The organism is Streptomyces sp. NPDC001732, from assembly GCF_053596315.1.
In genome coordinates this window covers 228,094-242,726 of sequence record NZ_JBSFFY010000004.1, presented here as the reverse complement: position 1 = coordinate 242,726, position 14,633 = coordinate 228,094, and the positions used below count along the sequence as shown (strand labels likewise).

At 74.1% G+C, this 14,633-nt stretch carries 8 protein-coding genes and 1 pseudogene; 4 read left to right on the top strand and 5 right to left on the bottom strand.

The window, feature by feature from the left end:
- Positions 1 to 117: 117 nt before the first annotated feature.
- From ACWCXX_RS07580 to ACWCXX_RS07565, 4 genes are all read right to left on the bottom strand, one after another.
- A complete protein-coding gene (locus tag ACWCXX_RS07580) occupies positions 118 to 1,950 on the bottom strand; it encodes a serine/threonine-protein kinase (RefSeq protein ID WP_451125313.1) in 1,833 nt (610 codons plus the stop codon).
- A gap of 88 nt (positions 1,951 to 2,038) precedes the next feature.
- Positions 2,039 to 3,061 (bottom strand): serine/threonine-protein kinase, encoded by a 1,023-nt coding sequence (locus ACWCXX_RS07575; RefSeq protein WP_451125311.1) that lies wholly within the window; start codon positions 3,059 to 3,061, stop codon positions 2,039 to 2,041.
- 99 nt (positions 3,062 to 3,160) lie between these two features.
- Entirely contained in the window at positions 3,161 to 3,964 is an 804-nt protein-coding gene (locus ACWCXX_RS07570) for an ABC transporter ATP-binding protein (RefSeq protein WP_451125309.1), read from the bottom strand.
- Positions 3,957 to 4,898 (bottom strand): ABC transporter permease, encoded by a 942-nt coding sequence (locus tag ACWCXX_RS07565; RefSeq protein WP_451125378.1) that lies wholly within the window; start codon positions 4,896 to 4,898, stop codon positions 3,957 to 3,959. Before ACWCXX_RS07565 ends, ACWCXX_RS07570 begins: the two co-directional genes overlap by 8 nt.
- A 168-nt stretch (positions 4,899 to 5,066) precedes the next feature.
- Here ACWCXX_RS07565 and ACWCXX_RS07560 point away from each other — a divergent pair, with 168 nt between their 5' ends.
- Positions 5,067 to 5,672 (top strand): TetR/AcrR family transcriptional regulator, encoded by a 606-nt coding sequence (locus ACWCXX_RS07560; RefSeq protein WP_451125307.1) that lies wholly within the window; start codon positions 5,067 to 5,069, stop codon positions 5,670 to 5,672.
- Between the two features lie 99 nt (positions 5,673 to 5,771).
- Here ACWCXX_RS07560 and ACWCXX_RS07555 read toward each other — a convergent pair whose 3' ends face one another.
- A complete protein-coding gene (locus tag ACWCXX_RS07555; RefSeq protein ID WP_451125305.1) occupies positions 5,772 to 9,317 on the bottom strand; it encodes a CDP-glycerol glycerophosphotransferase family protein in 3,546 nt (1,181 codons plus the stop codon).
- A 110-nt stretch (positions 9,318 to 9,427) separates the two neighbouring features.
- Between ACWCXX_RS07555 and ACWCXX_RS07550 the strand changes: the two are divergent.
- From ACWCXX_RS07550 to ACWCXX_RS07540, 3 genes and pseudogenes are all read left to right on the top strand, one after another.
- Positions 9,428 to 9,598: pseudogene (locus tag ACWCXX_RS07550) on the top strand (glycosyltransferase family 2 protein); the annotation flags it as partial.
- Between the two features lie 133 nt (positions 9,599 to 9,731).
- Positions 9,732 to 10,949, top strand: a complete 1,218-nt coding sequence (locus ACWCXX_RS07545) for a CDP-glycerol glycerophosphotransferase family protein (RefSeq protein ID WP_451125303.1) — start codon at positions 9,732 to 9,734, stop codon at positions 10,947 to 10,949.
- The gene (locus ACWCXX_RS07540) at positions 10,886 to 14,464 is read left to right on the top strand and encodes a CDP-glycerol glycerophosphotransferase family protein (protein WP_451125302.1); all 3,579 of its coding nucleotides are present in this window, start codon (positions 10,886 to 10,888) and stop codon (positions 14,462 to 14,464) included. Before ACWCXX_RS07545 ends, ACWCXX_RS07540 begins: the two co-directional genes overlap by 64 nt.
- Positions 14,465 to 14,633: the final 169 nt, after the last annotated feature.

Genomic DNA, 14,633 nt, shown 5'->3' with positions numbered 1-14,633 from the left:
CTCCGCCTTTTCGCCTTCCGCCTTTTGTCTTTCGCCTCTTCCCGGGCGGCCCCGGAGTTCCGGCGGGCGAGCCCGGCCGGGCGGAACTCCCGGGCCGCCCGGGAACGGCCGGGGCGACTATCCGTCGATCTTCCAGAGGGTCAGCGAACCCTCATAGGTCGGGGTCTCCTTGGCGGCGTTGTACACCACGTTGGAGATCTTCCACTGGGCGAGGTTGCCCTCGGAGGTCACACTGCACATCAGGTCGCCCGCCGCGATGGTCTTCTCCTTGTTCAGGGTCTCGCTGGAGACCGAACTGGGGAGAGGGTTCTGCTCGGCGGCGGTCCGGCACTCCTCGGGAGAGGGGCCGCTCGCCTTGCCCAGCGCCCGGTTGAGATCCAGGGTGTCGTACGAGGCGTTGAGTTCCCGGTCCTCCGAGTCGATGTTCGCGGTGGGGTCCACGAGCGGGGCGTCCAGGTCCACATAGGTGTGGTCCAGGCCCGACGGGGTGCGCAGGGTCAGCGGCTTGTCCTGGAAGACCAGGGTGTACGAGGCGGCCGTGGGCTTCTTCGACCCGGCGCCGGACGGCGAACCGGTGGAGTCGTCGGGCGTGCTGGACCCGCCGTCCGTGCCGGTCTGCCGGGACTGCTGCGGGCCCGGGGCGCTGCTGCCGTCGCTCCGGTCGTCCTTGTCGTCCGAGAACTTGCCGAGCGCCCAGAGCGTGCCGCCGATGCCGGTGGCGAACGCGACCACCACGGCGGCGATCAGCAGGGCCGGCCGCTTGCGGCGGGGCTTGGCGGGGCCGGTCTCCGGGGGCTGCGGGGCCGGCTGCTGCGCCGGGAACGGTCCGGCGCCGGGACCCTGGTCGGGCGGCACCGTGCCGAGCGGCATCGTGCCGGGCCACGCGCCGTTCGTCCCCGTGCCCGGTCCCGTGCCCGGTCCCGTGCCCGGTCCGTACGACGGTGCGGAGGCGGCGGGCGGCACGGTGCCGGTGGCGTACGGGTTGGCCGGCTGCGTGTTCGGCGGAGTGTTCGGCGGGTACGTGGGCTGGGCCGCCGGTTCGGCCGGCTGCGGGGGCAGCTGGGCGGCCTGCTCGCGGTGGGTGATCTGGGCGGCGACCGGCGCGGGCAGCCAGTCGCCGGACTCCCGCAGCGGCCGGCCCAGGGCCTGCTCGCACAGGGACGCCAGCTCGGCGGGGGTGATGCGCGTGCCCGGGTCGGCGGTCAGACAGCGTCCGAGCAGCGGGCGCAGCTCGGCCGGGTAGTCGTCCAGCCGCGGTGGGCGGCTGGCGGTGTTGGCGATCTGGGTGGCGACGGTGAGGGCCCCGCCCGTCCCGTACGGGTGCCGGCCGGTCGCCGCGACGGCCGCGATCAGCCCCAGCGAGAAGACGTCCGTGGCCGGGCCGACCCGCTCGCCGAGCGCGTGCTCCGGCGACATGTACTGCGGCGTGCCGATGACCCCGCTGCCGGTGAGCTGCGTCGCGTCGGCGGCACGGGCGATCCCGAAGTCGATGACGTACGGGCCCGCCGCACCGAGCAGGATGTTGCCGGGCTTCAGATCGCGGTGGACGACCCCGGCCGCGTGGATGGAGTTCAGCGCCTGCGCGGTGCAGCCGACGAGCCGGAAGACCGTGGGCAGCGGCAGCGGGCCGTGGGACTCGACGGCCGCCTGGAGCGCCAGACCGGGAACGAACGCCGAGGCCAGCCAGGGGAGCGGGCCGGAGGTGTCGTGGTCGACGACCGGCACCAGGTGGTAGCCCTGCACGCGCCGGGCGGCCTGCACCTCCTGGTCGAACCGGCGACGGAATTCCGGATCGTCGCCGAACTCGCGCCGGATCAGCTTCAGCGCGACGGCCTGGCCGCCCCGGGTGTGCGAGAGGTAGACGGTGCCCATCCCGCCCTCGCCGATCCGGGCGATCAGCCGGTACCCGGAGATCTCGCGCGGATCCTGGGGGCCGAGAGGTGTGAGCACGTCACCGGTGCCGGTACTGATGGGAGCCTCCCCCGCTCGTGACTGCAAGTGTGCCGGATGAGACTACGACACCTTCCGGACCGTCAGATCAGCTGTCCGGCGACGGGTTTCCGCGGACCCGGCGTTTCCACTCGGCGGCCAGCGGATCGCGCACGGTCGGCACGTACGTGGGCGTGTACGCGGCGGAGCGGGGCCGGGTCGCCGCCTCGATCCGGGCCACGGCCGAGGCCACCGGGTCCGGCAGCCAGCCGGTGAAGTCCCGCAGCCCCCGTCCGTCGTACGCGCCGAGCGCCCGCCGGCACAGTTCGGCGACCTCCGCGGCCGGGGGACGGTCCTCGGGCCGGGCCGCCAGGCAGAGCCGGAGCACGTGGCGCAGCGGCTCGGGGTGGTGGTCCAGCCGCGGTGGTTCGCGGTCGGTCTCCGCGATGCGGGCGGCGACCGCGAGACCGTGGCCCCGGCCGTACGGGTGCTCCCCGGTGGCGGCCTCGGCGGCCAGCAGCCCGAGCGCGAACACGTCGGACGCGGACGTCAGCGGCCTGCCCAGTGCGTGCTCGGGCGACATGTTCTTCGGGGTGCCGACCAGCCGGCCCACCGTGGTGAGGGTCCGCAGGTCCGACGTCCGCGCGATGCCGAAGTCGAGCAGCCAGGGGCCGCTCGCGGCGAGCAGCAGATTGCCGGGCTTGACGTCGCGGTGGATGACCCCGGCGGAGTGGACGGAGTCCAGCGCACCGGCGAGACAGCCGGTCAGCCGGAGCACGGCGGCCGTGGGCAGCGGCCCGTACCGGTCGACGACGGTGTCCAGCGGCAGGCCGGGGACGTAGTGGGTGGCCAGCCAGGGCAGTTCCCCCTCGGCGTCGTGGTCCACGATGGGCACCAGGTGGTAGCCGAAGACCCGGCGGGCGGTGGCCACCTCGCGGGCGAACCGCATCCGGAACGCCGCGTCCCGTGCGTACTCCCGGCGGACCGCCTTCAGCGCGACGGGCTGGCCGCCCCGGGTGTGCGAGAGGTAGACGGTGCCCATTCCGCCCTCGCCCACCCGGGCCCGCAGCGCGTAACCGGAGATCTCGCGCGGATCGTCCGCCCGCAGCGGCCCCGGCACTCCGTCCTGCATGTGTCCCCCTGTTCGGACCGGGCAACCCCGTTGTTCGGGCCGGGCAACCCCGCGGCCGTGGTGAGCCCCGGATTTTAGCCCGGACTGCGGAAAGGGGGCCTACTTCTTTCCGGAGGTGAACCGCTCGTAGGCGGCCACGACCTCCTTCGCGGGGCCGTCCATCCGGAGCGTGCCCGCCTCCAGCCAGATCGCCCGGTCGCAGGTCTCGGTGATCGACTTGTTGCTGTGGCTGACCAGGAAGACCGTGCCGGCCTCCTTGCGCAGCTCCTTGATCCGTTCCTTGCTGCGCCGCTGGAACCTGGCGTCGCCGGTGGACAGCGCCTCGTCGATCAGCAGCACGTCGTGGCTCCTGGCCGCCGCGATCGAGAAGCGCAGCCGGGCGCCCATGCCGGAGGAGTACGTGCGCATCGGCAGGGAGATGAAGTCGCCCTTGTCGTTGATGCCGGAGAAATCGACGATGCCCTGGTAGCGCTCGCGGATCTGGGCCCGCGTCATGCCCATCGCGAGGCCGCCGAGCACCACGTTGCGCTCCCCGGTCAGATCGCCCATCAGCGCCGCGTTCACCCCGAGCAGCGAGGGCTGTCCCCGGGTGTGGACCCGGCCGCTCGCCGTGGGCAGCAGCCCGGCGATGGCCTTGAGCAGGGTGGACTTCCCCGAGCCGTTGGAGCCGATCAGGCCGATGGCCTCGCCCTTGTACGCCGCGAAGCTCACCCCCTTCACGGCGTGCACCTCGCGCACCCCGGGGGACCGGCGGCGCGAGACGATCCGGCTGAGTGCCGAGGTGGCGCTGCCCCTCCCGGTGCGGGCGCCCTGGACCTTGTACGTGATGTGGACGTCGTCCACGACGACGGTCGGCGTCCGCTCGTCGTCGCCGGTCGTGCCGTCGGTGATGCGGTCAGCCACGTCCGTACCTCTCCTCCGCCTGCCAGAACCACACGAATCCGCCCACGCCGCACACGAGCGCCCAGCCCGCGGCGATCGCCCACGCGTGCGGCGGCAGATGGGACGCGCCGAAGCTGTCGATGAGGGCGAAGCGCATCAGGTCGATGAAGACGGCGGCCGGATTGCACTCCAGCATCACCTTCACGAAGTGCGGCACCCGGTCGCCCGCGAGCACCCTGTCCACGCTCCACATGACGCCCGACGCGTACATCCAGGTGCGCAGGACGAACGGCATCAGCTGGGCGATGTCCGGGGTCCGGGCGGTCAGCCGCGCCACCGCCATGGAGACGCCGGTGTTGAACACGGCCTGGAGGAACAGCGCCGGGACCGCCAGCAGCCAGGACGGTTTCGGGAACTGTCCGAAGCCGATCAGGATCAGCACCAGCGCGCCCAGCGAGAACAGCAGTTGCTGGAGCTGTTGCAGGGCCAGCGCGATCGGCAGCGAGGCGCGCGGGAAGTGCAGGGCCCGGACGAGGCCGAGGTTGCCGCTGATCGCCCGGGTGCCCGCGGTGATCGAGCTGCTGGTGAAGGTCCAGATGAACACCCCGGTGACGAGGAACGGCACGAAGTCCTCGACGTCGCGCTTGGTGTCCAGCAGGACGCCGAAGACGAAGTAGTAGACCGCCGCGTTCAGCAGCGGGGTCATGATCTGCCAGATCTGGCCGAGCTTCGCCCGGCTGTACTGGGCGGTCAGCTTGGCGGTGGCGAACGCCGTGATGAAGTGCCGCCGCCCCCACAGCTGCCGGACGTACGGGCCCAGCGGGGGGCGGGCCCCGCTGGGCGTCAGGCCGTGCCGGGCGGCCAGCGCGGCGAGTTCGCCCGGTGCGTACACCGGAAGGGGCGTGGGGGCTGGGGTGTCGGCGGGGGCCGGTGGGGCTGCTGTCTGGCTCACCACGATCGCTTTCGACGGGGGCGGGGGGAGGGGCGCGAGGAACACGAAGGACGCGAAGGGTGCGAAGGGCACGAAGAACGACGGAACGGAACCGTATCGTCGCAACGTCGAGGTTAGGACGTGTGTACGTCGCAACGCAACCGTTCCGTCGTCACGGACTATGCTTCGGCCATGACCACCGACCCGGGAACCCGCCGCCGTGCCCCCGCGGGAGCCGCCGTGCTGCGCGAGGACGTCACCGACGCGATCCGCAACGCCGTCTTCGAGGAACTGGCCGCGGTGGGCTTCGCCCGGATGTCGATGGAGGGGATCGCCCGGCGCGCGGGGGTCGGCAAGACCGCCGTGTACCGCCGCTGGAAGTCCAAGCTGGCCCTGGTCCTCGACCTGGTCTCCGCCGTCGCCGTCCAGGGCATGCCGGCCCCGGCCACCGGTTCGCTGCACGGGGACGTCCGCGCCGTGCTCGAACTCGCCGCCTACGCCCTGCGCCACCCGGTCGCCTCGCAGGTCATCCCGGACCTGCTGGTCGAGGCGGCCCGCAACCCGGAGATCTCCGACACGATCAAGGCCGCCCTGCTCGACCCGCAGCAGGGCATCGCCGCGGTGGTCGTACGGGACGCGGTGGCCCGTGGTGAACTGCCCGCGGACAGCGACCCGGACCGGGCGCTGGACCTGATCGTCGGCCCGCTCTACTGGCGGCTCGCCGTGGTGCGCGCCCCGCTGCCCACCGGCTACCTCGACGACCTGGCGACGGCCGCCGTCGCCGCGCTCAGGAGCTGAGCGCACTCGGGGGCCGGGAGAGGCTCTCGGTCCGGACGCCGGTGTGACGGGAGCGGTGCCGCCCGCGCCCCGGCTTCCTGCGCCCCGGGCCCCGCGCTCTCAGCCCTCGGCCAGCAGCCGGTCCGCGACCCGTCCCGCAGCCCCGCCGTCGTCCAGGTCGCAGAAGTCCCGGCGGAAACTCTCGTACGCCGCCGCGTGCCGGGACGCCGACGCGGTCAGGGCGCCCGGGTCGCGCAGGAGCGCGGCGATCCGGTCCGCGTCGGCGAGCAGCGGCCCCGGCGCCCGGCCCTCGAAGTCCAGGCAGAAACCGCGCACCGTGTCGCGGTAGTGGGCCAGGTCTCGGGTGTGGAAGACCATCGGGCGGCCCGTGTGGGCGAAGTCGAACATCACGCCCGCGTAGTCCGTGACCAGCACATCGGCGACCAGCAGCAGCTCCGCGGCGTCCGGATGCCCCGACACGTCGCGCAGGCCCGGCTGCTCGGGCACGGTCCCGGTCACCCGGGGATGGCGGCGCACCAGCACCGTGTGGCCGTCGCCGGCCGAGCGGGCCAGCGCGGCCGGGTCGAGCGCCGGGGCCCAGCGGTAGCGGGGCCGCTCGCCGTCGGCCGGCGGATGGGCCAGCTGGTCGCGGTAGGTCGGCGCGTACAGCACCACCCGGCGGCCGTCCGGGATGCCGAGCCGGCGCCGTACCCGCTCCGCGGTCTTGCCGCGGTCGGCCGAGAAGAGCAGGTCGTTGGCGGGGGAGCCCGCCTCCAGGACCTCGCCCTCGTAACCGAGCGCGCGGCGCAGCAGCGGGGTGGAGTGGCTGCTGGGGGAGACCAGGACGGACCACTGGGCCGACCGGTGCGGCAGCGTGGCGAGTTCGTGGTGGTCGGCGTACAGGGTGTCGCGCAGGTCCGCGCCGAAACGGCCGAGCGGGGCGCCGTGCCAGGTCTGCACGACGGTCTGGCCGGGCCGCCGTTCGAACCACTCGGGCAGCTGGTCGTCGGTGACGATCCGGCGGGACCGGGCCAGCGCCTCGTACCAGGCGGCGCTGTGCTCGACGACGGGGAGGGCGGTGGAGGGGACGTGGCCGTGGAGCCCGTCGGTGGCCCAGAGGTGCTCCGCCTCCACGCCCCGGCGCAGGAGTTCGGCGTGCACGGCGCGCGGGGAGTCGCCGCCCAGGTAGAGGACGGCCTCCCGCAGCGGCATCGCGCGCCGCGCCGGGTAGTACGTGCCGCGCAGCTCGGCCCGGTGGTACGCGCCGCGTTCGGCGGGCGCGAGGACCGACCCGGCCCGCACGGCCAGCCGGTCGCCGAACCGGCGGTCCAGGGCGAACTCCCGGTCGGGCACGGGGGCCGAGGCGACCCGGCCCGTACGGGGCAACGGCAGCCGGGCGGCGAGCGCGGTCAGCACCCGGACCGGCCGGCCGCCCAGATAAGCGTCCCAGTGGCCCTCGCGCAGCCCGGCGGTCACCGACGGCGCGAGGAACGCGGTGAACCGCCGCCCCCCGTAAGCCTCTTCGTGCTCCACCCGGCACGCGCCCTCGTCCCTCCCCTTCGGCGTCCCGGCGCACCGCTCGTCGTGCGTGACGGGCACCGCCACCGTCTCGCGCAGCAGCTCGTGCCGCAGCAGCAGATGGGGCGGGCCCCCGTCCGGCCAGGTCTCCGCCCCCGCGCCGGTCACCCCCTCCATCCGCAGCGCGCCCTCGGCCGTCCACATCGCCCCGTCCACGAACGGCTGCCCGCTCAGGTCCAGCACCAGCTCGCCCGCCGAGTCCGCCACGACCGGCGGTGCCGACTCCGGGACCGCCGCGAGCGGCACCCGAGACCCGTCGGTCAGGACCAGCCGCGCCCGCCACCGCCCGGCGGGCTCCGCCTCCACCTCGCGCGGCGCCCGGTGCGGGGCCGCCGGGACGGCCGCCATCCCGGCGAGATCGGCGAGCGGGACGCGCACCGTGAAACGGCCGTCCGCCCGGCACTCGACGGGGTGGCCGAACTCCTGGTCCGCCACCCCGTCGCAGGTCAGCACCAGGGCCTTCGGCAGAACGTTTCCGTACAGCCTTCCGGTCAGTTCCAGCTCCTCGCCGAAGCGGCGGGCCTCGCACCGGGCGGGAAGCTGAGCCAGGGTCAGCCGTAACCGACCGTCCCGGTAGTCGAGCACCGCCCGCCGCCCGTCGCCCAGGTCGTGGACGAGCGGCTGGACGGCCCCCGAGTCCGCGGCGCGCAAGGCCACCCGGCGGGCCGTGCCGTGCGCGGCCACCATCACCCCCACCAGCCAGCCGCCGGGCCGCAGCCGGCGCGGGTCGAGCGTCATCTCGAAGCCCGCGTGGTCGTAACCGTGCAGCTGCTGGCCGGAGGCGACGGTCGCCTCCGGCGCCGGCACCCCGCGCAGCGGCACCGTCCGCAACTGCTGACCGCGGGTGGCGCGCACCATGCCCACCCGCAGCGACTGCCGCGCGGACGCGGCCGGCAGATTGCGGATGTACGCGTAGCCGCGCAGCCGCAGCCGCCCGTCGTCGCCCCACCGCGCCCGCGTCAGCCGGGCCACGGCCGGGAGGTCGGCGCGGGCGGGGCGGGCGGTGTCCGGCAGGCCGGGGAAGCCGGCCTGCCGCCGTCCCGGCACGCCGGTGACCGTGAACGTCCCGGCGCCGTTGGCCCGTTCGAAGGCGAGCACCTCCAGCAGCTCCGGAAGGCGGCGCTCCTTCACGAGCTGCCACTTGATCCGCAGCTCCACCGGCAGCTCGTGCGCCACGGCCCGGTCCGCGCGGCCCGCCCCGTCCATCCGCTCCATCCGGTCCAGGAACGCCCCCGCGTCCTCCATGAACGCCTCCCGGTACGCGGGCCCGCCCGTCGTGAGCCCCTCCAGGAAGTACACGAAGTCGTCGCGCAGACAGGAGAGGTCGTAACGGCGCCGCGCCCCGGCGTTCGCCCCCCCGCCCCGGCCCGCGAGGAACGCGCTGACCTGCTCGCACGCCGCGATCCGGTCCCGTACGCCCTGCACGTCGGTGCGCCGCCGGGTGATCGAGCCCTCCCGCACCCGCCAGTAGTAGACGTGCTCGTGCAGGACGTCCACCGCACCGGCCAGATAGTGCGCCGGGATCATCACCGGGGTGTCCTCGTAGAGCCTGCCCTCGGGGAAGGCGAAGGCGTACCGGTCCCAGAAGGAGCGCCGGAACACCTTGTTCCAGGCGACCCGGTCGGCGAGCAGCCGCGGATCGCGGCTGATGTGGGTGCGGGTCCGGGTGCCGGTCAGCCAGCGGTACTGCCAGGCCTGCTGCCGCCCCTGCTCGCCCAGCTGCCACACGTTGCCGGTCGCGAAGTCGGAGCCGGTGGACTCCAGCGAGGCCAGCATCCGCCGGTAGGCGTCGTGCACGACGACGTCGTCGCTGTCCACGAACGCCAGGTAGGGCACGCCCGGGGTGGTGTGCCGCACGCCCGTGTTGCGGGCCGCGCTCAGCCCCGCGTTGGGCCGGCGGACGCAGCGGAAGCGCCGGTCGCGGGCGGCGAAGGTCTCGGCGATGGCCGTGCTGCCGTCCGTCGAGCCGTCGTCCACGAGGACCACCTCGATGTCGGTGACCGACTGTTCGGCCACCGAGCGCAGACAGTCCTCCAGGTAGTCCTCGACGTTGTGGACCGGGACGACGACACTGAGGCGCGGCTTCATGCACGGACAACAGGGGCAAACGCGCCGGGTCACCGAGACTGCCCCGAACGGGTGAACGCGGGATTCGACTCGGAGTCCGCCGCGTGCCGGCGCGATTATGCTCGGCTGCCATGCTTCTCAGTGTTGTCGTGCCCGTCCACCGCGTTCAGGGCTATCTCCGGGCGACCCTGGAGTCCGTCCTCGACCAGCTTCCCGGTGAACCGGAACTGCTCGTCGTCGACGACGGGTCCCGGGACGGCAGCGCCGACATCGCCGCCGAATTCGCGCGGCGCGATCCGCGCGTCAGGGTGATCACCCTCCCCGAGCACCGCGGCGCGGGACCGGCCCGCAACGCCGGGGCGCCACCACTTCGCGGTCCTCGACGCGTACGCCCGGCTGCTCGCCGAGACCGGCGACGACCCGCGCGTCCGGACGGTGCGCGCCCGCCACCTGCGCGCCCTCCTCGACGACCCGGGCCGGATCGCCCCCCAGGACCGCGCCGCCTTCCACCGCGCCGCCGCGCTGCCGGGCAGCTACACCGCCCACCGCGTCCGGGAGGCCGCACGGGCCGCCCGCGACCGCACCCGGGCCGCCTACCGCACCGACCTGCTCCGCCCCCTGGACCCGAACCTTGCGGTGTACGGGGCCCACTGGAACCGGGGCGTCGCCTGCAACCCGGCCGCGATCCACGCCAAGGCCCTCGAACTGGCCCCGCACGTCCAGGGCATCCGGACCGTCTCCTCCCGCCACCTCGACCGGCTGCCGCCCGGCACCCCGTACGTCGTCGAGGGCTCCCTCGCCTACTGGCGGGTCATGGCCACCGCCACGTACCTGATCAACAACTCCGGCTTCCCCGGCGGCTTCACCGAACGCCCCGGCCAGCGCTACCTCCAGACCCACCACGGCACCCCGCTGAAGACCATGGGTCTGGACCGGCGCGGCTACCCGGTCCGCACCGACGGCGTCAGCCCCGAGCGGATCGTCGCCCACGCCGACCAGTGGGACTTCTCCCTCTCGGCCAACCCGCACACCACCGAGGTCTGGGACCGGGTCTACCCGGCCGGATACGAGCACCTGAACCTCGGCTACCCGCGCAACGACGTCTTCTTCACCACCGGCCCGGAGCGGACCGAGGAGATCCGGCGGGAACTCGGCATCCCCCACGGCCGGACCGTCCTCCTGTACGCGCCCACCCACCGCGACCACCGCAAGGGCTTCGTCCCCCACCTCGACCCGGAACGCCTGGCCCGCGAACTCGGCCCGCGCCACGTGGTGCTGGTCCGCGCGCACCACTCCTACGGGCGCCCGGCCCGGCCGGTCGGCACCGGGGTGATCGACGTGACGGGGCACCCGTCCGTCGAAGAACTCTGCCTGGCCTCCGACGCGTTGATCACCGACTACTCGTCGCTGATGTTCGACTACGCCTGCCTGGACCGCCCGATCGACAGCCTCGTACCGGTGGCCGCCGCGCCCCCGGCCGGCAACCGCGGCACGGCCGATCTCACCCGTTCGGGAGAGACCGCGACCGGTGACCCCCGGCGGCCCACGGGGTTGAGCCGTACGGACAGCCAGGTTCCCGATGAACGGACGTGCCCAACATGCCGCCACGGCTCAGTGTCGTCGTACCCGTCCACAACGTGGAGCTCTATCTGACGGACTGCCTGAAGTCCCTCGCGGAGCAGACCATGACCGACCTGGAGGTGGTGATGGTCGACGACGGGTCCACCGACGGCAGTGCGGTCCTGGCCGCCGAATTCGCCGCACGGGACGGCCGGTTCCGGCTGGTGAGCCAGGCGAACGGCGGGCTCGGGCACGCCCGCAACACCGGGGTCCGCAACTGCGACCCGGGCACCCGCCACCTCGCCTTCGCCGACAGCGACGACGTGCTCCCGCCCCGCGCGTACGAACTCCTCGTCGGCGCCCTGGACGAGACCGGCTCGGACCTCGCGTCCGGCAACGTGCTGCGGCTGCGGGCCGGCGGCCGGCTCCAGCAGTCGCCCGACTTCCGCAGACCCATGGCGACGACCCGGCTGCGCACCCACATCTCCCGGGACTGGGACCTCGCCGCGGACCGGATCGCGTGCAACAAGGTCTTCCGCCGGTCCTTCTGGGACGAGCACGCCTTCGCCTTCCCGGTCGGCGCCCTCTACGAGGACATCCCGGTCGTCCTGCCCGCCCACTTCCTGGCCCGCTCCGTCGACGTGCTCAAGGACACCGTCTACCACTGGCGCGACCGGCCCGGCTCGGTCACCACCCGGCGCGCCGTCGTCCGCGGCGTCCGGGACCGGGTCTCGCACGTGCTGGGGGTCTCCGCCTTCCTCGACGAGCACCGCGGCGCCGCCGACAAGCGGCGCTACGAGGCGCACGTGCTCGCCAACGACCTCTGGTACTTCATGGAGGCGCTGCCCGACGGCGACGAGGAGTACCGGCGCGCCTTCCTCACCTACGCCAACGAGTTCACCGACCAGACCGACCCGGCCGTCCTGGACGGACTGCCGCTGCGGCTGCGGCTGATGTGGCACCTCGTGCGCGAACGGCGGACCGCCGAACTGCTGGACCTGCTCGCCCTCGACCGGGCCGAACCGGGCGCGTTCGCGGTACGGGGCCTGCGCCGCCGCAGCGCCTCCTACCCGGTCCTCACCGCGCCGGTGCCGCGCACGGTGCTGCGGGTCGGCGAACAGGACCTGCCGCTCACCGCCCGGCTGCGGCACGCCCACTGGCAGGGCGGGCGGCTGCACCTCAAGGGGTACGCGTACATCCGGAACCTGCCTGCCGGGCCGCGCGGCGGCGAGCTCCGGGCCGGCTGGCTGCGCGCGGGACGGCGCCACGTGGTGCCGCTGCGGCTGCGCACGGTCGACGAACCCGAGGCCACCGCCCGCTCCCGACAGAGCCTGCACGACTACGACAGGGCCGGCTTCGAGACCGTCGTCGACCCGGCCCGGCTCCGCATCGACGCCACCGGCGGCCCCGAACGGCTCACCTGGCGGCTGGAGATCGGCATCGCCGGACACGGCATGCTGCGCCGCTCCGGCCTCTCGGCCGACGAGGCGATCGCCCCGCCGCCCGTGCACCGCCCGGACGGCGACCACCGGATCGTGCCCGCCCTCGACGACGGCGGGCTGGTGCTGCACGCCGAGCGGATCGACGCCCGCTTCGAGACGCACCGCGCGGGCGACACGGGCGACGGGTCCGCCGCCGTGGTCATCGACGGAATGATCCGCGACCGGCTCGGCAGGGGGCCGCTGCGCCTCGCGTTCACCCACCGGCCCTCCGGCACCTCCTTCGACTGCCCGGTGACGGTGCGCGACGGGGCCGGGCCCTCGGTGGCGGGCTGGCGACGGTTCACCGCCCACGTCCCGCTCGACGCCTTCACCGAGGCCCGGCCGGACCCGGAGGAGGGGGCGCCGAGCGCCCAACTGCCGTACAGCCTGCACCTCGTGGGCCCCGACGGGCGCCGGACACCGATCGACGTGCCGGGCCCCGTGCCGCCGGGCCGCTACCCGCTGGAAGCGCACGAAGGCGGGAACGGCGCCGGGCGGCGCGAGCTGGGCCTCACCGCGAGCTCCCGCGGCAATCTGCTGGTCAGCGACCGCACCGTCCAGCCCGCCGTCGACCTGGCGACCTGGACGGAGGACGGACAGCTCCTGCTGGAGGGCACCTACCCGGCCCTCGCGGGGCGCCCCGTCGAACTGATCGCCCGGCACAGCGGGCACGACGAGGAGGCCGCCTTCCCGCTCACCCTCTCCGGGGACGCCGGGGCCCGCCGGTTCAGGGCCGCGCTGCGGCCGGACGCCGTCGAGGGCCCCGGCGGAAAGCTGCCGCTGGGCCAGGGCCACTGGTACCTCTTCCTGCGCGAACGGCACCCGGCGGGCGGCACGCACGACAGCTGCGACGCCCCGTTGCGCATCCCGGCCGCCGCCCACCGCACCCTGCCCGCCGTCCGCACCCTCGCGGGCCGGGAGTACCGCGTCGAGCGGCGGCACCACGACCAACTGCTGATCAACAGCGCCCCGGTGCTGCCCGCCCGGGAACGCGGACCGCGCGGACAGCGGCTGCTGCGCGAGGCGTACCGGACCACCCGCACCGCGCCCCTGCGCGAGACCGTGCTGTACAGCAGCTTCGACGGCCGCCAGTACTCCGACTCGCCGCGCGCGATCCACGAGGAGATCGTCCGGCGGGGCGCCGAGCCGGAACACCTCTGGGTGGTCCGCGACCAGCAGGCCCGCGTCCCCGAGGGCGCCACGACCGTGGAACACGGCTCGGCCGCCTGGCACGAGGCCCTGGCCCGCAGCCGGTACGTCGTCACCAACACCCACCTGCCGGAGTGGTTCGAGCGGCGCGAGGGCCAGTGCGTCGTCCAGACCTGGCACGGCACCCCCCTCAAACGCATCGGCCTCGACCTCGCGGGCACCGGGCGGGCCAACGCCGCCCATCTCGCCACCATCGAACGACGCGCCCGGCAGTGGAGCCTCCTCGTCTCCCCGAACAGCTTCTCCACCCCCGTCCTGCGACGCGCCTTCGGCTACCCGGGCGAAATCCTGGAGTGCGGCTACCCCCGCAACGACCTGTTCCGCGCCGTCGACCGGAACAAGGTCGCCGCCGCGGTACGGGAACGGCTCGGCCTGCCCGAGGGCAAACGGGTCGTGCTGTACGCACCGACCTGGCGCGACGACCGGCTGCAGGGCAACGGCCGCTACGCCCTCGACCTGCGGCTCGACCTGGCCGCCGCCGAACGCGAACTGGGCACGGACACCGTCCTGCTGGTGCGCCGCCACCACCTGGTCGGCGACCGCCTCCCGGACAGCGGCAGCGGCTTCGTCCGGGACGTCTCGCGCTACGGGGACGTCGGCGAACTGATGCTGATCAGCGACGCCCTGGTCACCGACTACTCCTCGCTGATGTTCGACTTCGCCCCGACCGGCCGCCCGATGCTCTTCCACACCCACGACCTGGCGCACTACCGCGACACCCTGCGCGGCTTCTGCTTCGACTTCGAGGCCCGCGCCCCCGGCCCGCTCGTCCCCGACTCCGCCGGACTGATCGAGGCCCTGCGCGACCCGGTACGGGCCACCGAGGGACACGCACGGGCGTACGAGGCGTTCCGCCGGGACTTCTGCGACCTCGACGACGGAAACGCGGCGGCGAAAGTGGTCGACCGCATGCTGTGAACCGCGTCGCCCGGCCGGCCCGCCCCCGGCCGGGCGAAGACGCAGGACACGCCCCGCCCCGGCTGAACCGTTCGAGTGACCGGGAGGTCCAGGCGTTCGGGCGGAAAAGCAGCGCATTCACACAGCGATCCATACAAGTGTGGCCATCGGTGCGTCGCTCTGCGTCCTC

Excerpts from the sequence above, each read along its gene's own strand:
- ACWCXX_RS07575 (WP_451125311.1), bottom strand. The coding sequence starts at position 3,061 with ATGCAGGACGGAGTGCCGGGGCCGCTGCGGGCGGACGATCCGCGCGAG.
- ACWCXX_RS07560 (WP_451125307.1), top strand. The coding sequence starts at position 5,067 with ATGACCACCGACCCGGGAACCCGCCGCCGTGCCCCCGCGGGAGCCGCC.
- ACWCXX_RS07555 (WP_451125305.1), bottom strand. The coding sequence starts at position 9,317 with ATGAAGCCGCGCCTCAGTGTCGTCGTCCCGGTCCACAACGTCGAGGAC.